This window comes from Arthrobacter sp. USHLN218 (assembly GCF_037144715.1).
GTDB lineage: Bacteria > Actinomycetota > Actinomycetes > Actinomycetales > Micrococcaceae > Crystallibacter.
Window position 1 is genome coordinate 65,228 of the sequence record NZ_JBBCYT010000005.1, and the last position, 21,786, is coordinate 87,013.

The 21,786-nt window shown below is 68.9% G+C and carries 23 protein-coding genes; 13 read left to right on the forward strand and 10 right to left on the reverse strand.

All coding sequences use genetic code 11. The annotated features are described in order from the left end of the window. Window positions 1-71: 71 nt before the first annotated feature. From gcvP to WFH44_RS12680, 5 genes are all read left to right on the forward strand, one after another. Window positions 72-2,945, forward strand: a complete 2,874-nt coding sequence (gene gcvP, locus WFH44_RS12660; RefSeq protein ID WP_336714230.1) for an aminomethyl-transferring glycine dehydrogenase — start codon at window positions 72-74, stop codon at window positions 2,943-2,945. Between the two features lie 21 nt (window positions 2,946-2,966). Beyond that, window positions 2,967-4,103, forward strand: a complete 1,137-nt coding sequence (gene gcvT / locus WFH44_RS12665; protein WP_336714231.1) for a glycine cleavage system aminomethyltransferase GcvT — start codon at window positions 2,967-2,969, stop codon at window positions 4,101-4,103. 120 nt (window positions 4,104-4,223) lie between these two features. Further along, the gene (gcvH, locus tag WFH44_RS12670) at window positions 4,224-4,604 is read left to right on the forward strand and encodes a glycine cleavage system protein GcvH (protein WP_336714232.1); all 381 of its coding nucleotides are present in this window, start codon (window positions 4,224-4,226) and stop codon (window positions 4,602-4,604) included. Further along, a complete protein-coding gene (glyA, locus tag WFH44_RS12675) occupies window positions 4,601-5,926 on the forward strand; it encodes a serine hydroxymethyltransferase (RefSeq protein ID WP_336714233.1) in 1,326 nt (441 codons plus the stop codon). The genes gcvH and glyA overlap by 4 nt, the downstream gene beginning before the upstream one ends. Window positions 5,927-5,935: 9 nt before the next feature. After that, window positions 5,936-7,351 (forward strand): L-serine ammonia-lyase, encoded by a 1,416-nt coding sequence (locus tag WFH44_RS12680; RefSeq protein ID WP_336714234.1) that lies wholly within the window; start codon window positions 5,936-5,938, stop codon window positions 7,349-7,351. A gap of 66 nt (window positions 7,352-7,417) precedes the next feature. Here the strand turns inward: WFH44_RS12680 and WFH44_RS12685 are convergent, their stop codons facing one another. After that, window positions 7,418-8,419: an Lrp/AsnC family transcriptional regulator gene (locus tag WFH44_RS12685; RefSeq protein WP_336714235.1), complete on the reverse strand. Its 1,002-nt coding sequence runs from the start codon at window positions 8,417-8,419 to the stop codon at window positions 7,418-7,420. A gap of 144 nt (window positions 8,420-8,563) precedes the next feature. Between WFH44_RS12685 and WFH44_RS12690 the strand changes: the two genes are divergently transcribed. The 4 genes from WFH44_RS12690 (at window position 8,564) to WFH44_RS12705 (ending at window position 12,316) form a co-directional block, all read left to right on the forward strand. Further along, window positions 8,564-9,322 carry a DUF5058 family protein gene (locus WFH44_RS12690; RefSeq protein WP_336714236.1) on the forward strand — a complete coding sequence of 253 codons (759 nt, stop codon included), beginning with the start codon at window positions 8,564-8,566 and terminating at the stop codon, window positions 9,320-9,322. Between the two features lie 27 nt (window positions 9,323-9,349). Then, on the forward strand, window positions 9,350-10,072 hold the full coding sequence (locus tag WFH44_RS12695) for a hypothetical protein (protein ID WP_336714237.1): 723 nt from the start codon (window positions 9,350-9,352) through the stop codon (window positions 10,070-10,072). A gap of 35 nt (window positions 10,073-10,107) precedes the next feature. Beyond that, window positions 10,108-11,334 (forward strand): amidohydrolase, encoded by a 1,227-nt coding sequence (locus tag WFH44_RS12700; RefSeq protein ID WP_336714238.1) that lies wholly within the window; start codon window positions 10,108-10,110, stop codon window positions 11,332-11,334. Between the two features lie 85 nt (window positions 11,335-11,419). Continuing rightward, window positions 11,420-12,316 (forward strand): SDR family oxidoreductase, encoded by an 897-nt coding sequence (locus WFH44_RS12705; protein ID WP_336714239.1) that lies wholly within the window; start codon window positions 11,420-11,422, stop codon window positions 12,314-12,316. Between the two features lie 12 nt (window positions 12,317-12,328). On the opposite strand, the gene WFH44_RS12710 is transcribed toward WFH44_RS12705, so the two are convergent. Together WFH44_RS12710 and WFH44_RS12715 are read right to left on the reverse strand one after the other, a co-directional pair. Further along, the gene (locus tag WFH44_RS12710) at window positions 12,329-12,670 is read right to left on the reverse strand and encodes a hypothetical protein (RefSeq protein WP_336714241.1); all 342 of its coding nucleotides are present in this window, start codon (window positions 12,668-12,670) and stop codon (window positions 12,329-12,331) included. A gap of 246 nt (window positions 12,671-12,916) precedes the next feature. Next, complete coding sequence (locus tag WFH44_RS12715) at window positions 12,917-13,666, reverse strand: hypothetical protein (RefSeq protein WP_336714242.1); 750 nt, start codon at window positions 13,664-13,666, stop codon at window positions 12,917-12,919. A 172-nt stretch (window positions 13,667-13,838) separates the two neighbouring features. Between WFH44_RS12715 and WFH44_RS12720 the strand changes: the two genes are divergently transcribed. After that, the gene (locus WFH44_RS12720; protein ID WP_336714244.1) at window positions 13,839-15,047 is read left to right on the forward strand and encodes an MFS transporter; all 1,209 of its coding nucleotides are present in this window, start codon (window positions 13,839-13,841) and stop codon (window positions 15,045-15,047) included. A gap of 109 nt (window positions 15,048-15,156) precedes the next feature. Then, window positions 15,157-15,465, forward strand: a complete 309-nt coding sequence (locus WFH44_RS12725) for a PRC-barrel domain-containing protein (RefSeq protein WP_336714245.1) — start codon at window positions 15,157-15,159, stop codon at window positions 15,463-15,465. Window positions 15,466-15,504: 39 nt separating this feature from the next. On the opposite strand, the gene WFH44_RS12730 is transcribed toward WFH44_RS12725, so the two are convergent. The 7 genes from WFH44_RS12730 to WFH44_RS12760 form a co-directional block, all read right to left on the reverse strand. Then, window positions 15,505-16,359, reverse strand: a complete 855-nt coding sequence (locus tag WFH44_RS12730; RefSeq protein ID WP_336714246.1) for a DNA-3-methyladenine glycosylase family protein — start codon at window positions 16,357-16,359, stop codon at window positions 15,505-15,507. Then, window positions 16,360-16,752 carry a universal stress protein gene (locus tag WFH44_RS12735; RefSeq protein ID WP_336714247.1) on the reverse strand — a complete coding sequence of 131 codons (393 nt, stop codon included), beginning with the start codon at window positions 16,750-16,752 and terminating at the stop codon, window positions 16,360-16,362. A gap of 148 nt (window positions 16,753-16,900) precedes the next feature. Beyond that, the gene (locus tag WFH44_RS12740) at window positions 16,901-17,503 is read right to left on the reverse strand and encodes a DNA-3-methyladenine glycosylase I (protein ID WP_336714249.1); all 603 of its coding nucleotides are present in this window, start codon (window positions 17,501-17,503) and stop codon (window positions 16,901-16,903) included. A 30-nt stretch (window positions 17,504-17,533) separates the two neighbouring features. Next, window positions 17,534-18,196, reverse strand: coding sequence for an alpha-ketoglutarate-dependent dioxygenase AlkB family protein (locus WFH44_RS12745; protein WP_336714250.1), 663 nt, complete (start codon window positions 18,194-18,196; stop codon window positions 17,534-17,536). After that, window positions 18,193-18,849, reverse strand: coding sequence for a methylated-DNA--[protein]-cysteine S-methyltransferase (locus WFH44_RS12750; protein ID WP_336714251.1), 657 nt, complete (start codon window positions 18,847-18,849; stop codon window positions 18,193-18,195). The genes WFH44_RS12745 and WFH44_RS12750 overlap by 4 nt, the downstream gene beginning before the upstream one ends. Next, window positions 18,846-19,343 (reverse strand): RNA polymerase sigma factor, encoded by a 498-nt coding sequence (locus tag WFH44_RS12755; protein ID WP_336714252.1) that lies wholly within the window; start codon window positions 19,341-19,343, stop codon window positions 18,846-18,848. Before WFH44_RS12755 ends, WFH44_RS12750 begins: the two co-directional genes overlap by 4 nt. 48 nt (window positions 19,344-19,391) lie before the next feature. Further along, complete coding sequence (locus WFH44_RS12760; protein WP_336714253.1) at window positions 19,392-19,892, reverse strand: methylated-DNA--[protein]-cysteine S-methyltransferase; 501 nt, start codon at window positions 19,890-19,892, stop codon at window positions 19,392-19,394. Between the two features lie 137 nt (window positions 19,893-20,029). On the opposite strand from WFH44_RS12760, the gene WFH44_RS12765 reads away from it, so the two are divergent. Together WFH44_RS12765 and WFH44_RS12770 are read left to right on the forward strand one after the other, a co-directional pair. After that, a complete protein-coding gene (locus tag WFH44_RS12765; RefSeq protein ID WP_336714254.1) occupies window positions 20,030-20,506 on the forward strand; it encodes a MarR family winged helix-turn-helix transcriptional regulator in 477 nt (158 codons plus the stop codon). Further along, complete coding sequence (locus WFH44_RS12770; protein WP_336714255.1) at window positions 20,503-21,735, forward strand: MFS transporter; 1,233 nt, start codon at window positions 20,503-20,505, stop codon at window positions 21,733-21,735. Before WFH44_RS12765 ends, WFH44_RS12770 begins: the two co-directional genes overlap by 4 nt. The last annotated feature ends 51 nt before the right edge of the window (window positions 21,736-21,786 follow it).

Sequence of the window (21,786 nt, forward strand, 5' to 3'; positions counted from 1 at the left end):
AATACAGAGTGGGGAGGAACCCGATCCACATGGCGTGCCAGGCATGCCAGCCCAAATAACGGAGTTCCTTCATGACGGTTCAACCCACCATCGCACCCTTTGCCGAGCGCCATATCGGCCCGCGCAGCAGCGACGCCGAGACGATGCTCAAGCAGGTTGGCTACGCCAGCCTCGACGAGTTGGTTGACACGGCAGTTCCCGCCGATATCCGCCAGCAGGCCCCGCTGGACCTGCCGGCGGCCCGCAGCGAAGCCGAGGTGCTGGCCGACCTGCGCGCGCTGGCGGCCAAGAACGTCACGGCGGTCCAGATGATCGGCCAGGGCTACTACGACACGATCACGCCGCCGGTCATCCGCCGCAACGTCGTCGAATCCCCGGCCTGGTACACCGCCTACACGCCGTACCAGCCGGAAATCTCCCAGGGCCGGCTCGAAGCCCTGCTGAACTTCCAGACCATGGTCGAGGACCTGACCGGCCTGGCCATCGCCAACGCCTCCCTGCTGGACGAAGCCACCGCGGTCGCCGAGGCCGTGCTGCTCATGCGCCGCGGCAACAAGAAGCATGCCGAGGGCAAGACCGTCCTCGACGCCGACCTGCTGCCGCAGACGATCGCCGTCGTCAAGGGCCGCGCCGAGGCGCTGGGCTTCGAGGTCGAGGTTGCGGACCTGACCGCGGGCCTGCCCGAGGGCGACCTGTCCGGCATCGTGCTCCAGCAGCCGGGCGTTTCCGGCCGCGTGGCCGACCACACGCAGGTCATCGCCGAAGCGAAGGAACGCGGCGCCATGGTCACCGTCGCCGCCGACCTGCTGGCGCTGACCCTGATCACGCCTCCCGGCGAGCAGGGCGCGGACATCGCCGTCGGCAATTCGCAGCGCTTCGGCGTGCCGCTGTTCTACGGCGGCCCGCACGCCGCGTACATGGCCGTGCACAAGGGCCTCGAGCGCCAGCTGCCCGGCCGCCTGGTCGGCGTTTCCAAGGACTCCGCCGGACGCCCGGCCTACCGCCTGGCCCTGCAGACCCGCGAGCAGCACATCCGCCGCGAGAAGGCCACCTCCAACATCTGCACCGCGCAGGCGCTGCTGGCCATCGTGTCCGGCATGTACGCCGTCTACCACGGTCCCGAGGGGCTGAAGGCCATCGCCCAGCGCGCCAACGCGCAGGCCCGCACGCTTGCCACCGTGCTGCGCGACGCCGGTCTGGAACTGGCCGCCGAGCAGTTCTTCGACACCCTCACCGTCAAGGTGCCGGGCAGGGCCGCCGAGGTCATCGCCGCGGCCGAGGCCAAGGGCATCAACCTGCGGGCCATCGACGGGGACCAGGTGGGCATTTCCACCGGTGAATCGACGACGGCGGAACACCTGGCTGCCGTGGCCGAGTCCTTCGGCGTTGACGGCGCCGCCGAGCGCATCGCCGCAGCGGCCGGCTCGGGCCTGGGCTTCGAGCTGGATGCCTCCGTGCAGCGGACCTCGTCCTACCTGAACCACCCGGTCTTCCACAGCCACCGTTCGGAAACCCAGATGCTGCGCTACCTGCGCCGCCTCTCCGACCGCGACCTGGCCCTGGACCGCACCATGATTCCGCTGGGCTCCTGCACCATGAAGCTCAACGCCACGGCGGAGATGGAATCCATGACGTGGCCCGAGTTCGCCACCATCCACCCCTTCGCCCCGGACCACCAGACGCAGGGCTGGCGCGAGCTGATCGAGGACCTGGAAGCCCGGCTCTCCGCGATCACCGGCTACGCCGGCGTGTCCATCCAGCCGAACGCCGGTTCGCAGGGCGAGTACGCCGGCCTGCTGGCCATCCGCCGGTACCACCTGTCCCAGGGCAACGAGCAGCGCAACATCTGCCTGATCCCGGCCTCCGCACACGGCACCAACGCCGCCTCGGCCGTGCTGGCCGGCATGAAGGTCGTTGTCGTCGCGACGGCTTCCGACGGCACGATCGACCACACCGATCTCGAGGCCAAGATCGAGCAGCACAAGGACGACCTGGCTGCCATCATGATCACCTACCCGTCCACGCACGGCGTGTACGACGCCGACGTCCGCCAGGTCTGCGATGCCGTGCACGCGGCAGGCGGGCAGGTCTACATCGACGGCGCCAACCTGAACGCGCTGGTCGGCCTGGCCCAGCCCGGCAAGTTCGGCGGGGACGTCTCCCACCTGAACCTGCACAAGACCTTCTGCATCCCGCACGGCGGCGGCGGCCCCGGCGTCGGCCCGGTCGCAGTGGCCGAGCACTTGGTGCCGTTCCTGCCCGGCAACGCCGCGCTGGCCGAGCACGAAGGCAAGGGCGTCCCGGTTTCGGCCTCGAAGTACGGTTCCGCCGGCGTGCTGCAGATCTCGTGGGCCTACGTGGCCATGATGGGCGGCGAGGGCCTGACCAACGCCACCAAGACCGCGCTGCTGGCCGCGAACTACATCGCGTCCCGCCTGAACGAGCACTTCCCGGTGCTCTACACCGGCAACAAGGGCCTGGTCGCCCACGAGTGCATCCTGGACCTGCGCGAGCTGACCTCCAAGTCCGGCGTCACCGCCGAGGACGTGGCCAAGCGCCTGATCGACTACGGCTTCCACGCCCCGACGCTGGCCTTCCCGGTGGCAGGCACGCTGATGGTGGAACCCACAGAGTCCGAGGACCTGGCCGAGATCGAGCGCTTCATCGAAGCCATGATCGCCATCCGCGGCGAGATCGAGCAGGTCATCAAGGGTGACTTCGGCGTCGAGGAGAGCCCGCTGCGGCTGTCCCCGCACACCGCGGCCGCCGTGGTCAGCAGCGACTGGGACCGCAAGTACTCCCGCGAGCAGGCCGTGTTCCCGCTGCCGAACCTGAAGGTGGACAAGTACTTCGCTCCGGTCGGCCGCATCGACGGCGCGGGCGGAGACCGGAACCTGATCTGCTCCTGCCCGCCCATCGAAGAATTTGCCGAGTCGGCCAACTAACGAGAAGGTTCCGTAGAGACCATGAATGCTGAAACCACCACGCAGCGCTATACCGCACTGTACGAAGAGCACCAGAAGCTCGGGGCGTCCTTCACGGACTTCGGCGGCTGGCAGATGCCGCTGAAGTACAGCAGCGAACTGGCAGAGCACCACGCCGTGCGCAAGACGGCCGGGCTGTTCGACCTCTCCCACATGGGCGAGCTGTGGGTCACCGGCCCGGACGCAGGCAAGTTCCTCGACTACGCCCTGGTGGGCAAGCTGTCGGCGATCGCCGTCGGCAAGGCCAAGTACTCGCTGATCTGCAACGAGGACGGCGGGATCATCGACGACCTGATCAGCTACCGGCGCGGCGAGGACCGTTACCTCGTGGTGCCGAACGCCGGCAACGCGGACGCGGTCTTCGAAGCGATGACCGAGCGTGCCAAGGACTTCGACGTCACCGTGGAGAACGCCACGGCCGCGACCTCCCTGGTGGCCGTGCAGGGTCCGAACTCGGTGGACATCCTGCACAAGCTGGTCCCGGCCGCCGAGGCCGGCGTCGTGAGCGACATGAAGTACTACGCCGCGGAGGACGTGACCTTCACCGTGGGCGGCGCCCCGGCCAAGCTGCTGCTGGCCCGCACCGGCTACACCGGCGAGGACGGCTTCGAGATCTACGTGCCGAACGAGCAGGCCGCCGCGCTGTGGACGGCGCTGCTGGAAGCCGGCAAGGAGCAAGGCCTGGTTCCGGCCGGCCTCGCCTGCCGCGACTCCCTCCGCCTCGAGGCCGGCATGCCTCTGTACGGCAACGAGCTCTCCCTCGAGGTCAGCCCGTACGACGCAGGCCTCGGCCCCGTTGTCGCGCTGAAGAAGGAAGGCGAATTCGTCGGCCGCGCGGCGCTGGAAGCCCAGAAGGAGAAGGGCTCCGCACGCAAGCTCGTTGGGCTCAAGGGCCTCGGCCGCCGCGCCGGACGCGCCCACTACCCGGTGCTGAAGGACGGCGAGACGGTCGGCGAGGTCACCTCCGGCCAGCCGAGCCCGACCCTCGGCTACCCGGTTGCCCTGGCCTACGTGGACGCCGAGTTCGCCGAGCCGGGCACCAAGCTGGACATCGACCTGCGTGGAAAGGCCGAGCCCTTCGAGGTCGTCGGCCTGCCCTTCTACAAGCGCGAAAAGTAACAAATCCACCTTCCGGCGCAGGATCCGGCAACGCGGCTGAACGCCGACGCGTAGCCTTATTGCCGGGTCCCGTCCGGTGCCACCCGTTTTCCATTCCTTCTGTTTGAAAGGGTTTCACCCATGAGCAAAGTCCTGTCCAGCCTTCGCTACTCTGCCGAGCATGAGTGGGTCGACGGCGCCAGCCCCGTCAAGGTCGGCATCTCCCAGATTGCGGCCGACGCGCTGGGCGACGTCGTCTACGTTGACCTGCCCGAGGCCGGCTCCACCGTCACCGCCGGGGAGACCTGCGGCGAGGTCGAGTCGACCAAGTCCGTCTCCGACCTTTACGCGCCGGTGACCGGAACCGTGGTCGAGGTCAACCAGGCCGCGATCGACGACCCGGCCCTGCTGAACTCCGACCCGTACGGCGAGGGCTGGCTCTTCACCGTCGAGGTCTCCGAAGAGGGCCCGCTGCTCTCCGCCGACGAGTACGCTTCGGCCAACGGCGGTGAGGTCGCATGACGCAGGCACTCACCGCGGTCACCAGCGCCAGCCTGAACGCTGACCTGGGCGCCCTCGATCCGGAGATCGCCGCCCAGATCGACAACGAGCTGCGCCGCCAGCAGGGCGGCCTGGAAATGATCGCCTCGGAGAACCACACCGCCGTCGCCGTGATGCAGGCGCAGGGCTCGGTCGTCACGAACAAGTACGCCGAGGGCTACCCGGGCCGCCGCTACTACGGCGGCTGCGAATACGTGGACGTCATCGAGCAGCTGGCGATCGACCGGGTGAAGGCGCTCTTCGGAGCCGGCTTCGCCAACGTCCAGCCGCACTCCGGCGCGCAGGCCAACGCCTCCGTCATGCACGCGCTGATCAAGCCCGGGGACACCATCCTCGGCCTGAACCTGGCGCACGGCGGCCACCTGACGCACGGCATGAAGATCAACTTCTCCGGCAAGCTCTACAACGTCGTGGCTTACGGCGTCTCCGAGCAGGACTACCTGATCGACATGGCCGAGGTCGAGCGCCTGGCGCAGGAGCACAAGCCGCAGCTGATCGTCGCGGGCTGGTCCGCCTACCCGCGGCATCTGGACTTCGCGGAGTTCCGCCGGATCGCCGATTCCGTCGGCGCGTACCTCATGGTGGACATGGCGCACTTCGCCGGACTGGTCGCCACCGGTCTGCACCCGTCGCCGGTCCCGCACGCCCACGTGGTCACGTCCACCACGCACAAGACCCTCGCGGGTCCGCGCGGCGGCATCATCCTGACCAACGAGGCGGACATCGCCAAGAAGATCAACTCGGCAGTGTTCCCGGGCCAGCAGGGCGGACCGCTCGAGCACGTGATCGCGGGCAAGGCCGTGGCGTTCAAGATTGCCGCCTCGGAGGAATTCGCGGAGCGCCAGCGCCGCACGCTGGCCGGTTCGAAGGCCCTCGCCGAGCGCCTGTCGCAGCCGGACGTGGCGGCTAAGGGCGTGACCGTCCTGACCGGCGGCACGGACGTGCACCTGGTTTTGGTGGACCTGCGCAACTCCGAGCTGGACGGGCAGCAGGCGGAGGATCTCCTCGCCGCGATCGACATCACCGTCAACCGCAACGCCGTCCCGTTCGACCCGCGGCCGCCGATGGTGACCTCGGGCCTGCGGATCGGCACGCCGGCCCTGGCCACCCGCGGGTTCAGCGAGGAGGCGTTCCGCGAGGTCGCCGACATCATCGCCGAGGCCCTCATCGCCGGTCCGGATGCGGATCTCTCGGGCCTGAAGGCCCGCGTTGAGGCGCTGGCGGAAGCACATCCCTTGTACCCGGACGTCGCTCCGGTCTCCAAGGAAACCGAAGGGCACTAGGAGGCCACCATGGCTGTAGGCGTATTCGATCTCTTCACTGTCGGGATCGGCCCCTCCAGTTCGCACACTGTGGGTCCGATGCGGGCTGCCGCCGTCTTCGCCGAGGAGCTGGTTTCGACCGGAGTCCTCGACCAGGTGGCCGGGCTGCGCGTGGACCTCTACGGTTCGCTCGCCGCCACCGGCCGCGGGCACGGCACCTTTACGGCGGTCATGCTGGGACTGGAAGGCTTCCAACCGGAGCTGATCCTTCCCGACGAGGTCGATTCGCGCCTGGCAGACATGGCGGAATCCGGCAGGCTGCAGCTCTGCTCCCAGGTCAGCGGTGCTGCCGGGGCCACGATCGAGTACAAGGTGGAGGACATGGTCCTGCACCCGTTGACCGTGCTGCCCCGGCACACCAACGGCATGAAGCTGCAGGCAAAGAACGACGCCGGTGATGTGCTTCACGAGGCAACGTTCTTCTCCGTGGGCGGCGGCTTCATTGTCCGGGAGGGCGAGGAAGACGCCGCCGCGGAGGAGCTCGAGGAGTCGAAGGAGCAGCTGCCGTATCCGTTCCGTACGGCGGCCGAGCTGCTGGAGCACTGCCGCAACACGGGCCTGGGCATCAGCGACATCATGATGCTCAACGAGAAGGCCTCGCGCTCCGAAGAGGAGATCCGCTCCGGCCTGCTGCACATCTGGCAGGTCATGGAGGAGTGCAAGGATTCCGCGATCAAGCGTGAAGGCACCCTGCCCGGGGGACTGAACGTTCGCCGTCGTGCTCCCGACTGGCATGACCGGCTGCGGAAGGAAGACAAGGACCGGGACCCGAAGTACTGGCAGGAATGGGTCAACCTGGTCGCGCTGGCCGTGAACGAGGAGAACGCCTCCGGCGGCCGCGTGGTCACGGCCCCGACCAACGGTGCGGCCGGCATCATCCCGGCAGTCATGTTCTACGCCACGCACTACGCGCCCGGCATGGACAAGGCCACCCGGGAGGACCGCGAAGACGTCGTCGTGAAGTTCCTGCTCGCGGCGGGTGCCGTCGGCGTGCTGTACAAGGAACAGGCATCGATTTCCGGCGCCGAGGTCGGCTGCCAGGGCGAAGTCGGTTCCGCGTCCTCGATGGCGGCGGCCGGCCTGGCCGAGGTGCTCGGCGGGTCGCCGGCGCAGGTCGAGAACGCGGCCGAGATCGCGATGGAACACAACCTGGGCCTGACCTGCGATCCGATCGGCGGGCTGGTGCAGGTGCCGTGCATCGAGCGCAACGCCATCGGCGCGGCCAAGGCCGTCAATGCATCCAAGATGGCGCTCTGGGGCGACGGCACGCACCGGGTCTCGCTGGACGAAGTCATCGTCACCATGCGGGAGACCGGCAAGGACATGAGCGACAAGTACAAGGAAACCGCGATGGGTGGCCTGGCCGTCAACGTGGTGGAGTGCTGACGCAGCGCTGAAGTCGGGACGCCGCGCTGAGGGGCGCGGCGTCCCGCGGCTGTCCCGGGCGAGGCCCTACCAGGCCTCGCCCGGGACCACGACTTCTCCGCTCGCGGTTCCGTCCGGCTTGAGCATCCAGCCCACGCGCTTGGGAATCCTGGCAATGACGACGCTTTCGACCAGGTCCAGCCGGGGGATCAGCTCTCCGATGGAACGCTCCGCGGCCATGATGTCCGCCGGGCCGCGCAGCCACATCATGAACATGAAGTTGGTGTCCCCTGTGGTGGAGGCGCACAGGCGCAGGCCGCCCAAGCCGGCCAGCACGCGGGCGGCCTCATCGTGCTCGCCCGCCGGCAGCCGCCCGGTCCATTGGCAGACGATCGGATAACCCGCCAGGCTCTGGGCCACCTCGCAGCGGAAGGCCATGGTCCGGCTGTTGAGGATCCGCTGCAGCTGCCGCCGCGCCGTTGCCGGATGCAGCCCCGTGGCCCCGGCGATATCCGCGGCGGAGGCCCGGCCATTGCGTGCGAGCTGCCGGATGATGTCGCGGTAGCTGGCGGGAAGCGGCCCATGGTACTGCTCCGGTGGAGCGCTCAGCTCGCGTAGCTTCCGCACCTGGGCCTGGGATAGTGCGCCCAGCTGCCAGTCGGCCGCGCCGTGATGGAGCTTGGTGCAGAAAGAGGACTGGTAGCGGATGAGGCCGGGGATGCGGTCCAGCTGAGGGTACACGGAGTCCGCCAGCCAGGTGGTGGTCGGCGTGATGACCGTGAGGATCATGTCCCGGTTCCGGTGGCACTCCTCGATGGTAAAGACATCCGGCAGCCGGGCCACCGCGGCGGCAACCTCCTGGCGGCGGGATGGGTCGCACTGCACGTCGTGGAAGGACAGGGTCATCTGCTGCGGATCGCCCAGCGGATGGGCATTGATCCAGGCCGCGCCGGCGGAGGTGAGCCGCTCCCACCGGGCCGCCAGCGACGTGGGGTGCCGGTCCAGTACCTCGCCCAGCTGGGTCCACGGCAGCCGCGGTCCGATCTGGAGCGCGTTGATGAGCTGCAGGTCTTCCTCGTCCAGTTCCACTCGCCGCTCCTGATCGTTTTCTCGTGCAGTAGCCGTTCTGGTGAACAATATCAGCGATTTTCGTGTATGTGCTGCAGGTCACTGCAGACTGTAAGTCAGTTTCCAGTACATGGCCCAGAGCGGCTCCGCACAGAGAAGAGCATCATGACACCTCTCGCCCTGCCCCTGGACGGCAGCTCCACGGACATCCTGGCCGTCGCCAACTCGCCGATCCTTTGGATCTGCGGCCTCGGCGTCTTTGCGGTCATCATCGTCCAGTCGGTGATCTACATCCGCGCCGCACGCAAGGCCGCGCCGGCCGCCGGCATGACGCAGGACGAGCTCAAGACGTCCTTCCGATCCGGCGCGATCGCCGCCATCGGACCCTCGCTGGCCGTGGTCCTGGTGGCCGTGGCGCTGCTGGCCCTGTTCGGCACCCCGGCCGTGCTGGTCCGGATCGGCCTGATCGGGTCGGCCGCCTACGAGACCGGGGCGGCCAACATCTCCGCGACGACGATGGGTGCCTCCCTGGGCGGGGACTCCTACACCCAGCAGGTCTTCGCGGTGGCCTTCTTTGCCATGAGCCTGGGCGGTGCGATGTGGATGCTGGCCACGCTGGTCTTCACCCCGATCCTCAAGCGCGGCGGACACAAGCTGGCCAAGGTGAACCCGGCCATCATGACCGTGGTGCCGGCGGCCGCCCTGCTGGCTGCGTTCATCTCCCTGGGCACCGCGGAACTGCCCAAGAGCGCCGCCCATGTGGTGACGCTGCTGTCCGCGGCGGCCGTCATGGGTCTGTGCGTCTTCCTGTCGAGGAAGCTCGGCAAGAACTGGCTGCGCGAATGGGGCCTGGGCTTCGCGATCCTCGCCGGCCTGACCGTCGCCTACTTCGCCCACGGTGCCGGCCTCGGTCCCGTCGCCTGATCCACCAGAACCGAAAAGGATTCCGCCATGTCCACATCGCTGACTGCCCAGACCGACACCGCCAGCACCGCCAGCCTCGATGAATTCGACCGCACCACCTCCCGCTGGGGGCGGCTGACCATGATCGCCGGCCTCATCATCTCCCTCTCCGGCCCGCTGTATTTGGTCATTTTCGGCAACCTGGATGTCACAACGTCCCAGTTGTGGACCGCCTTCGCCGCGGTGGCGGGCACGTTCGTCGTCATCTGGCTTGTGGAGCCGCTGACCTACTTCCCGATCCTCGGCCCGGCCGCGATGTACCAGGCGTTCATGATCGGCAACATCTCCAACAAGCTGCTGCCCTCGGCACTGGTCGCGCAGACCAACATCAACGCGAAGCCCGGCACCAAGCGCGGCGATCTTGCCGCCGTGATGGCCATCTGCGGCGCCGCCGCGGTCCACCTCACGTCGCTGCTGGTCTTCGTCGGCCTGCTGGGCACATGGCTGATCAGCGTCATCCCCGAGGACCTGATTGCCGTGGCGCGCCTGTATGTCCTGCCCGCCGTCATGGGCGCCGTGATCGTGCAGGCCATCGTGTCCATGAAGCAGCTGCGGCCGACCCTGATCGCGTTCGGCGTGGTCCTGATGGTCCAGTTCGTCCTGCTGCCGCTGGTGCCCGGGCTGAGCATGATGTCCACCGCAATTTCCGTCATCGGTACGATCTTCATCGCGTGGTTCGCCCGCCAGCGCACCTCCGCCGTCGTAGCCTGACTGCATTCCGTCCGTTCCGCCAGAGAGAGCCCTTCATGCCCGCACTGCCCCAGCCCTTCCGACTGACCGCCGACCAGCAGGACCGCCTGCATGCCCTGTACCGGTACCTCCACGCGCACCCCGAACTGTCCATGCAGGAGCACGAGACCGCCGCGCTGGTCGACGAGCGGCTCCGGGCCTGCGGGCTGGAGACCTTCGGCTGCGGCGGTACCGGAGTCGTGGGCATCCTGCGCAACGGGGAGGGGCCGACGGTGGCGTTCCGGGCGGACACTGACGGCTTGCCGATCCGGGAGGACACGGGACTGCCCTACGCCAGTACCGCCACGGGCGTCCTGGAGGACGGAACCCAGGTCCCGGTCATGCACGGCTGCGGACACGACACCCATACCGCGGCGCTGCTGACCGTCGCCGAGCTCTTCGCCGGGGCGACGGCGCACTGGTCCGGCACCATCGTGTTCATTTTCCAGCCGGGCGAGGAGACCGCGGCCGGAGCCAGGGCCATGGTGGACGACGGGCTGTGGTCCAAGGCGCCCAAGCCGGAGGTGATCTTCGGCCAGCACGTGATGCCGGGCCGGGCCGGGACCATCCAGTACGTCGCCGGGCACACCATGAGCCAGGCCGATTCGTGGAAGGTGACGCTGCACGGGAAGCAGTCCCACGGCTCGCAGCCGCAGGACGCCGTCGATCCCATCGTGCTGGGGGCGCACATGATCACCCGGATCCAGACGATAGTCTCCCGGGAAATCGATCCCCGGCGCGCCGCCGTCGTTACCGTGGGCACCTTCCACGGCGGACTGAAGGAAAACATCATTCCCGCCTCGGCGGAGTTCACGCTCAACATCCGGACGTTCGACGACGACGTGCGCGGCCGGGTCCTCGCCGCGCTCCGGCGCATCATCAAGGCAGAGGCCGAGGCCTCGAATGCGCCGGAACCCACCATCGAGGAGCTTTACACGTTCCCGCGCAACTACAACGATCCTGTCGCCACCGCCGCGGCCGCGGAGGCCCTTCGCGGAGCGCTGGGGGAGGCGAACGTGAGCGAGGTGGAGCCGCTGATGGGCTCGGAGGACTTCGGCACGCTCGCCGAAGCCATCGGCGTCCCGTCGGTGTTCTGGTTCTTCGGCGGCCACTCCGAAGGGACGCTGGCCGCGGGCTCGGCGCCGGTCAACCACTCACCGTTCTTCGGTCCGGCCATGGAGCCGACGCTGTCCACCGGGGTCGAAGCGGCCGCCGCGGCGCTCCTTTCGCGCGTCGGGGTCTGATTCCGGGCAGGGCGTTGACAGCGGGACGGCTCCCTCTAGGCTGGTAAGTAAGCTTAGTAATTCCGAAGCAGATTGGAGCCGTCCCGTGGCCCAGGACCAGTACACCTTCCAGGATCCCGTCAAGCGCTACCCCAGCATCGAGCCGCCCGAACAGGACCAGCCGGAACCGGGGCTGGACAAAGAGCTGGTTCCGCACACGGACCGCGGCGAGGACTCCTACCGCGGGACCGGCCGGCTGGAGGGGCGCAAGGCGCTGATCACGGGATCGGACTCGGGCATCGGCGCCGCGGTTGCCATTGCCTTTGCCCGCGAGGGCGCCGACGTGGCGATGTCCTACCTGCCGGAAGAGGAGGAGGACGCCAAGGTCGTCGCGGAGCTCATCGAGAAGGAGGGGCGCAAGGTCGTGCAGCTGCCGGGCGACCTGACGGACTCGGCAACCTGCCGCGACGTGGTCCAGCGCGCGGCGGACGGGCTCGGCGGGCTGGACATCCTCGTCAACAATGCGGGGCGGCAGATCGCCGTGAAGCAGCTCGAAGACCTGAGCGACGAGCAGTTCGACCGGACGTTCAAGACCAACATCTACGCGTTCTTCTGGATCACCAAGGCGGCGCTCGCGCACCTCAAGCCGGGGTCCTCGATCATCAACACGACGTCGATCCAGGCATACATGCCCTCGCCCACCCTGATCGACTACGCGGCGACGAAGGGTGCGATCAACAACTTCACCAAGGGCCTGGCCCAGCAGCTGGCACCGCGCGGAATCCGCGTCAATGCGGTCGCGCCGGGACCGTTCTGGACGCCGCTGCAGGTCAGCGACGGCCAGCCCAAGGAGGAACTGCCGGAGTTCGGGAAGTCGACGCCCATCGGGCGCGCCGGGCAGCCGACAGAGCTGGCACCGGCGTACGTCTTCCTGGCGTCCTCCGAGTCGAGCTACGTGATGGGGGAGACGCTCAACGTCAACGGCGGGATGCCGGCGCCGTAGCGGCAGGTGCCGTCAGAAGCCGGCCGACTGCGGGATATGCGCTGCCGCTTCGGTGAGGCCGAGCTGCTGGCCGAACTGGACCATGGCCAGCACCCCGCCGACCATGAGCGCGCCCAGGCCTGCGAAGGTGCCCGTCATGATGCCGAGCAGCTTGCGGTCGTCCGCGGTCAGGCCGGTGATCCCCACCGGCTGCGGCATGTCGGGGGAGATCATGTTCGGGGCCCGGTCCAGCCGGCCGTCGTCCAGCAGCGCAACGACAGAGTTGGTGCGCCGGTCGAGGCGCATGCTGGTGATGGCGTTTCCGTGGCGGGCCAGCAGGATGTCGTGGCCCACACGCTGACGGGTGCGAAGCATAGGGGTCTCCCGGAAAGTGTGTAAGAAGGGGTGCCGGCCCGGATAGTGGGGGCACTTCAATTTTACGAGCCGCCACAGCCTGTTCGGCGCGAAAAAGGGGTGAATCCTACCATCCAGGCCAGTGAAGTGTGCCGCATTCCTTCGAAGCATGCGTGGCGCTCGGCCCCCGGGCTTGGTTGCCGGTACCGGCGGGTCGGGAGGCTTTAGAGGCCCCTTGCCGGAAGGGGGCGCTGCCGGCCACGCGGCTCAGGACGCGATGCTGCCACCGTTCCCGGCATTCCCGGCCGTTCCGATGCCCGGCGGACAGTCGGGCGGCGAGGGGATGCGGGTGGCTTGCCCCGGAAGCCTGACCGGCGGTGCGGGAATCCCGGCGGGCTCACGGCTCGGCCGAGCCGGGACGCTGGTCCGGGGAGCGGCGGGGCCTTGGGGTGGCTCGGGCACTGCCTTCGGTGCCGGCGGCCGGCTGGGGAGCGTGGGGTCTGTGGCGGACCGGGCTGGCCGCGGGGATGCGGGCCGGCGCGACGGCACAGGCATCCGGAGCAGCTTCACCCCCGGCAGTTCGGAAATGCGCGGCAACGCGGGCAGTTCGGAAATGCGCGGCAACGCGGGCAGGCGGGCAAACGTGGATAGGCGGGCAAGCGTCGCCCGTCGGATCCACAGCGTCAGCCGGATCAGCGTCTCGCGGGCCGAGGCCAGCGCCTGCGCCGGCTTCGAAGCCCGGGCCCCGCCTGCCGCCCGGCCGCTCCGCCGAGGCCATTCGGCCAGCATCATGGCGCCGGCCGTGAGCCCGGCGAGGGCGGATACGGGTACGACGACGGCGCCGGCGTAGAGCGCCAGGACCAGCGCCTTCGGCGATGCCGCCAGGGCCGTGAGGCCGCCGGCCCCGCCCGTGAGCAGCCAGATCCAGAACAAGACGACCAGGATGAGCACGGCCCGGGCGCGCCGGAACCGAACTATCGACTTGGAGCCGGAGCGCTCCATCCAGCGAGTCCCCACGCGATCTTCCCCCAACAACAGGTCCCCGCCGTGGGGACACGGTTTGATCCTAGCCTCGCCGCTGTGCGAAACGCGGTAGCCGCGGCGGGCGCGGTTCCTGCCGTGGCTACCCGTGCGGGTAGCCTGCATAACGGGGCAGCCCCGCCCCGCGAACCAGGAGATCCCCAGCACCATGACCAAGCAGCCCGCCGGCGCCCTCTTGTTTGTCCTCACCTGCGCCATGGGTGTCGGCCCGCTGCTGAACTACGGGTTGAGTGCGACGAGTCCGCTGATCATCGCGGACCTGGGCATCACCACGGGCCAGTTCGGCCTGCTGGCGACGGCGATTTTTGCCAGCGCCGCTCTTTCCAGCATGTGGCTGGGCCGGCTCAGCGACCGGATCTCCAACCGCGCCCAGCTGATCCTGATCTTCGCGGGCACCGCGCTGGCCCTGGTGGTCGGCGCGCTGGCCCACGACTACTGGGTCCTGCTGATCGCGGCCGTCCTCGCGGGCCCGGCGCAGGCAATATCGAACCCCACCACCAACCGCATCATCATCAACAACGTGGCGCCGCACAAACGTCCCGGCTGGATCGGGGTCAAGCAGTCCGGGGTGCAAGGCAGCCAGCTCTTTGCCGGCCTGTTCTTCCCGGCGATGTCACTCTGGGTCGGGTGGCAGGGCGCCACGGGGCTCGCCGCCGTCGTCGCACTCGCCCTCCTGTTCTACGGGTTGCGCCGCCTTCCGGACGAAAAGCCCATAACGACGCCGGGATCTCCCGCCGCGCGGACGGCACCCGCTGCGGAGCCGGGCAAAGGATTCCCGCTCGCCGTCTGGCTCTTCGCCGGGTACGCCCTGCTGTCCGGCCTGGGGATGCAGGCGACCAACGTCTACCTGCCGCTCTTCACGGTTCGGGAACTGGGTTTTTCGCTGCTGCTGGGCGGCATCGCCGCCGGCGTCTCCGGCATCGTCGGCGTGACGTCCCGCATCCTCTGGGGCCGGCAGATGGCCAGAGGAATGCGGGCCTCGACGCTGCTGATCATGCTGGGGATCGGCGCGGTGCTCGGGGCCGCCGCACTGCTGTGCGCGGGGGAGTTCGACGCCCCCGCGCTGCTCTGGCTGGGCGTGGCCCTGCACGGGGCGACCATACTTGGCACCAACGTGGTGATCATGGCCGGCGTGATGAAAGTTGTTCCCGCCGCCCGCGTCGGCGCGGCCACCGGCGTGATTTCGATGGGGATGTACGCCGGCTTCGCCACCGGGCCGCTGCTGACCGGCCTGCTGCTGGAATCCACGGGCAACTTCAATACCGGCTGGGTCTTCGTCGGCGCGGGCTACGCGCTCTGCGTCGTGCTCGCCCTGTTCCTGCGCCGCCACGGCAACCGCTCGGGCGTGCCGCGCTGAGGCCAAACCGTTGACAAGTCCGGACCTGCTGCTAGGTTCGTTACTAAGCAGGCTTGCTAGTGGAAGCGCCGATGCGGTCAAAGATGCGGCTATTTGAAGGAGCACTCGAATGAACGAAGACATCCACGAGCTGCAGGACGCCACCGCGTGGGACAGCGAAGGACACAAGCTCGGGCAGGTCGGCCAGGTGCACCGCGACCGCGGCTCGGGCCGGATCGCCTGGATTACCGTCGCACTGGGGCTGCTGGAAACCAAGCCCCGCTTCGTGCCGATGGCCGGAGCCCGGGTCGAGGGAGCCGACGTTCATGTGGCGTACGACGGCGAAACGATCAAGGATTCGCCGGACCTCGACATCGAGGCCGAACAAGGTCTCTCTCCCGAACAGGAAGCGGAGCTGGCCGCGTACTACCGTCTCTGATTCGGTCCGCCTGCCGAACTGCCGGGAGATGCGAAACCGTTAGGGCAGATAGGCATGCGCCGTCCAGAGGTGGAAGACGGCGTAGGCACGCAGCGGCGACCAGGCCGAGCCGTGGGCCCGGACCTCCTTGACCGATTCCAGCCCGAGGGCCCGCCGGAGCACCAGGTCGCCCTCGGGGAAGGCGTCGCGGTCATGCAGGGCGCGCATGGCGAGGTAGTCGGCGGTCCACGGGCCAATCCCCGGGAGTTTCAGCAGCTCGTGCCGGATCAGGCGGTGGTCGCCCTCCGGCGAGATGTCCAGCCCCGCGGCGCAGGCCTCGGCCAGGGCATGGACGGTCCTGGCGCGGGATCCGGTCAGGCCCACCGCGGCCCGGACGGCGTCCGGTCCGGCGGCGGCAAGGCCCTCCGGTGAGGGGAACGCGTGGAGGCCGGAGGGATGGCCGGTGCCGAACGCGGCAACCAGCCGCCCGGCAAAGGTGCGGGCCGCGGCGAGCGAGACTTGTTGGCCGAGGACGGTGCAGACGGCCCCTTCGAAGCCGTCCACGTAGCCCGGGATCCGAAGTCCGGGGCGGGCCGCGACCAAAGGCCCGATCCGCGGATCCGCCCCCAGAACCGCGGACACCGCCGCCGGTTCAAGGTCCAGGTCAAGCCAGCGGCGCACCGCCGCCGTCACAGCGGCTGCCGCCGCAGTGTCCCGGGTCTCCAGTTCCAGCTCCCCGCCGGCAGGACCGAGCGACACGGTCCCGAGGACGGGGCCCGCGGCCGAGGCGTACAGGCGGGTGCAGGTGCCCGCCGCCGCATCCACCGACTCGAGCCCGGGAACGGCGTGCGCGGCGAGGGCGGCCAGCATGGCGGGCCGGTCGAACGGGGCGCTGAACGGGAGCGGGAGGCGCAACTAGCGGGCTTTGACGGCCAGCACCGGGCAGTCCACCGTCAGCAGGATCTGCTGGGCGGTGCTGCCCATGATCAGCTTGCCGACCGGCGAGCGCTTGCGCAGGCCGATGATCAGCAGGGAAGCGGGCAGGCTTTCGGTCAGCTCCTGGATTTCCTCCACGGCGTCCTTGCCCCGGACCAGTTGCCTGAACTCGGCGTCCAGGCCTGAGCTCCTCAGTTCGCGCTTGACCCAGTCCGTGTCATGGCCGTCGGCCAGGGCCGGGTCCTTGTGCGGTCCGCCGGCGCTGGCGTTGACGACCAGGAGCTTCTCGTTCTGGGTGGTGGCCATCTGGATGCCCTTGGCGAGGGCGGCGCGGCCTTCCGGGCGCGGGGCGTAGGCAACGAGAATGGTCACGTCTTCTCCTTAACGGCGGAACGTTCAGCGTCACCGGGACGGCCTCTTTGCCGCGCCGGAGAAGGCCGGGTCCGTTCCCGGCGCATCTGCCACTCATTGTGGCACGCCTCACCAGCGCCCGATGGAATGGCTGCTCCTTTGTGACAGGTCAGGCCCAGAGGCCCGAGCTGCCGCGGCGGTGGCTGTCGACAAGGTGGGTGTCGATCATGCCGATCGCCTCCATCAGGGCGAACATCGTCGTCGGGCCGACAAACGCGAACCCGCGCTTGCGCAGCGCCTTGGACAGCGCCACGGACTCCTCGGACGTCGTCGGTATTTCGCCGATATGCCGCGGCGCCGGGGTGCTGAGCGGCTGGAACGACCAGACGAAGTCGCTGACGCCGCCCTCGGCGCGCAGCGCGATGGCGGCGCGGGCGTTCGTGATGACGGCGCGGATCTTGGCCCGGTTGCGGACGATGGAAGCGTCCTCCATCAACCGTTCGACGTCGTCCTCGGTGAGGGCCGCGACCCGGTCGACCTGGAAATCGTGGAAGGCGGCCCGGAAGGCCGGGCGCTTGCGCAGGATGGTCGCCCAGGACAGGCCGGCCTGGAATCCCTCGAGGCTGATCCGTTCGAAGACCCCCTGTTCGCCGCGCACCGGCACGCCCCACTCCGTGTCGTAGTACTCGCGCATCAGCGGGTCCGTCGCAGCCCAGGCCGGCCGCGCCAGCCCGTCCTCGCCGAGCACGACGCCGGAAACGGTTTTCTCCATGTCCTTGATTCTCCCTCGTCCTTCGGCCTGTCAGGACAGCCCGGTGACACGCATGGTCAGGTTGAGCCGGCCTCCGGTGAGCCCGCATTCCGGGTCGGCGGTGCCGGGGTAGATCCGGGGCACCCCGTGGTACGCGAACCGCGCCGGCCCGCCGAAGACGAAGAGATCCCCGGAGCGCAGCCGGATGTCCGTGTAAGGCTTCGTCCTGGTCTCCGTGTTGCCGAAGCGGAACAGGCAGTCGTCGCCGACGCTGAGCGAGACCACGGGGAAGCCGGCCCGCTCGTCCTTGTCCTGGTGCATGCCCATCTTTGCGGTGTCTTCGTAGAAGTTGATCAGCGCCGTGTCGGGTTCGTAGCCCCCTTCCTGCCGATCCCCGTAGGCGTCCGCCAGGGCCCGGCGGCCCCAGTCCGCCAGCCATCCGGGAAAGCCGAGGACGCGGGCTCCGTTCACGTCGTCGGCGGTCCGGGTGTATTTGTAGGGTGCCCAGTGCCAGCCCAGGCAGAGGGTCCGCACACTCATCTCGTGGCCGCCGGGCAGCTTGGCGGCGCGGTACGGTACCGGGCCACGGCCGAACTCCCTGCACGCTTCCACCAGCGTGCGCTGCTGTTGGAGGCTGAGCCAGCCGGGAATGTGCACAGCGCCGGGGGATACCTCGCGCGGTCCGCCGGGGCCGGCTTCGAAGAGCGCGGTCACGCGGCGGCCTCCAGGCCGAGCAGCCAGGCCTTGGCCTGCGGCCCGCCGAGGTACCCGCCCGCGGAGCCGTCCGAGCGCAGGACCCGGTGGCAGGGGACGACGACGGGCAGCGGGTTGGTCGCGCAGGCGCTGCCGACCGCCCGGACAGCCTTGGGGTTCCCGACCGCCGCCGCCACCTGCGCGTAGCTCTCCGTGCTGCCGTACGGGATCAACGGCAGGTGCCGGTGGACGCTGAGCCGGAAGCCCTTGGACAGCCGCCGGTCCAGCGGCAGGTCGAACGTGCGCCGGCGCCCCGCGAAATACTCCTCCAGCTGGCCGGTTGCCTCTGCCAGCCGCTCCGGCGCGTGCAGGATCCGCGGGCTCACGGCAGCGGCCAGCGCGGCGAGGACCGCGCCGTGGTCCTCGTTGGCGAAGGCGACGCGGACCAGGCCCTGGCTCGTCGCCGCCAGTAGCAGGGGGCCGAGGGGGCTGTCGATCGTCGTGTAGGCGACGTCGAGCAGGTCGGCTTCGCGGGCGGCGGATTCCAGCCTTCCGTGCAGCTGTTCCAAGAGTGCACCTTCAAAAATGCTTAGCCGTTCCAGCGGCTCGGGCAGTGCCGGCCCGGTCCGTTCCGCCCGGGCGGGCAGCAGGTCGGGCGAGGACGGGGCAGTCATGGCAGGGCTCCTTCCGGAGAGTTCTGGAGGACGCGGTAGCGGGCCCGCAGCTTGGCAATACCGTCCGACGCCGCGCGCCGGACCGCGTCGGCGGACGAGCCGGTCAGTTCCGCCGCCTCGGCATAAGGCAGGCCGGCAAGGTAGTGAAGAGCAACGGCCTCGCGCTGGCGCAGCGGCAGGCCCGCGACGGCCTGGCGCAGTTCGTCGTCGCTGTGTCCCGGGATCCCCAGCGTGGATGGCCGCTCGGGCAGGTGTTCGGCGGGAATCGGGGTCCTGGACCGTTTCCGGAGCAGGTCGATGGCCTTGCGCCGTGCGATCGTCACCAGCCACGCTTCGTGGTTCGCGTCCACGGGCAGGAGCGGGTAGGCCTTCAAGGCGGAAAGGAACGTCTCCGACCAGGCATCTTCGGCATCCGCGCCGGGACCGACCAGCAGCCGGCAGACGCGCAGCACCATGGCCCCGTGGTCCGTGACCAGCTGCTCGAACGGTTTCATCTGCACATCCTGTAGACGTTCCTGGGCGCGGTTGCGTGAGGCGCGGTGCTAAAAAAGCCTGTTGGCCTTCGCCTCGTCCGGCTCCTCCAGTTCCAGCAGGAAGCGCTTGCGCTCCAGGCCGCCGGCATAACCGGTGAGCGAACCATCCGCGCCCACCACGCGGTGGCAGGGCACCACGATGGACAGCGGGTTCCGCCCGTTCGCGTTGCCGACGGCCTGCGCCAGGCGCGGATCCCCGAGCTCGGCGGCCAGCTGGCCATAGGAACGCGTCTGTCCGTACGGGATGGCGCGCAGCAGGGCCCAGACCTTCTGCTGGAAAGCATCGCCCTTCGGCGCCAGCGGAAGGGAAAACACACGGCGCTCGCCGGCGAAGTACTCGGTGAGCTGGGCCTTGGCCTCCTCGAAGCCGTCCTCGGTCCGCGCGCCGAACTCCGAGGGGTCCGGCAGCCGCTTGTGCGAGGGGAAATAGATGGCCGTCAGCGCGCCGTCCTCGGCGACGATGGTCAGCTCGCCGACCGGCGTGTCCATGGTGGTGTGCGTGCGGCTCATGGTCCTGATGCTCCCTGGTTCATGCTCGCGGGCTTGTCCCATTCTCTCCCAGTACAACGACGGCGGCGGCCGGATCGTGAGGCTCACGCGCGTCCCGATTTGCTTAGTATTACTAATAGTTAGATACTCTAATCATTATGGCAACGAAGAAAACGGCAGGCCGCGCGGAAATGCAGCTGTCAGAGGAGCTGCGCCCGCTGCTGAGCCGCGTCTACCAGATGGTCCGGCGGCGCAGTCCCGGTTGGGACATTTCAGCAGCGCAGTCCTCCGTCCTGACGGCGCTGCTGGACCGGGGCCCGCTGCGGATGGGGGAGCTCGCGGCCCTGGAGGGCGTGAGGATGCCTACCGCCACCAGCATGGTCTCGCGGCTGGAGAAGCTCGGGCTGGTCCGGCGCGTACCGGACCCCCAGGACCGGCGGGCCGTGCAGGTCGACCTGACCGATGACGGCCGCTCCCAGATCGCAGAGCTGGTGGCCGAGCGCAACGGCCAGTTTGCGGACCTGCTGGCCGGCCTTGACGAGGAGGACCTGCGGCATCTGCGCGACGCCGTTCCGGCCATGGCCCGGCTGCTGGCCCTCGATGCCGCCACCCCGCCTAGGGCAGGAGAATCATGAGCCAATCAGCAACTGCAGCACACCCCAGGCTGACCGACGCGCTGCGCGGGCAGCCCAAGACCGTCTGGGTGACGGCTTTCGCCGCCGTCATCGCGTTCATGGGTATCGGTCTGGTAGATCCCATCCTGAATGTGCTCACCGAATCCCTCGGGGCCCGCCCGTCCGAGGCGACGATGCTCTTCGGGTCCTACCTGGGCGTGCAGGTGGTCGCGATGCTGCTCACGGGCATGATGTCCTACCGCTTCGGCACCAAGCGCACGCTGATCGCCGGCCTTGTCCTGATTGTGGTGGCCGCCGGACTGTGTGCCCTGGCCGGCGACATCCAGACGCTGATCTGGCTGCGCGCCGTCTGGGGGATGGGTAACGCGTTCTTCATTGCCACAGCCCTGACCGTCATTGTCGGCGCCGCATCGGGCGGCCAGCAGGGGGCAATCCTGCTCTACGAGGCGGCCTTGGGCGCCGGGCTGGCGGTCGGGCCGCTGCTCGGTGCGGTGCTGGGAAATGTCTCCTGGCGCGGGCCGTTCGCCGGCACGGCCGTCCTGATGGCGGTCGGTGCCGTGCTCTGCGCTGTCATGCTCCGGAAGGATGAGGGCCGTTCCGCCCGCCAGCCGATCCGGCTGATCGATCCGCTGCTGACCCTGCGCAACCGCAACCTGCTGCTGACCTCGATCGGCTCCGCCTTCTATACGGCGGCCTTCTTCACGATCATCGCGTGGGCGCCCTTCGTGCTGGGCGAGGGGGCCATCGCCATTGGGTTCATCTTCTTCGGCTGGGGCGTCTGCGTTGCCTTCTCCGGGGTCGTCCTGGCGCCGAAGGTGGCCGCCTGGCTCGGAGAGCGCGGAGGTGCGATCGCCGCCGTCGTTCTTTATGCCGTCCTCCTGCTGGCCATGGCGACCGGCATCAAGTCCGTCGTCGTGGTGTGCGTGGTGCTCTCCGGACTCGTGTCGGGCGTGCTCAATACCTTGTTCACCGGCAGTGCGATGAGTGCGGGAACGGGACTTCGGGCGGTGAACAGTGCCGGCTACAACTTCCTGCGCTGGCTGGGCGGTGCCGCTTCGGCCATCCTGGTCGGACATATCGCCACCTGGCTGGGAAGCATGAGTGCCCCGTTTTTCGTGGCGGCCGGCTGCTGCATAGTCGCCGCGGGCCTGCTGCTCTTCCGGCAGGCGGAGGCTGCAGCGGATCCGCGCACCGTGCCGGCTGGCGCCGCGGCCATCGGCGCGGACTGACGCCGCTGCCCGACCGGGCAGGCGGCGGCGACCTAATACGCAACAAAACGT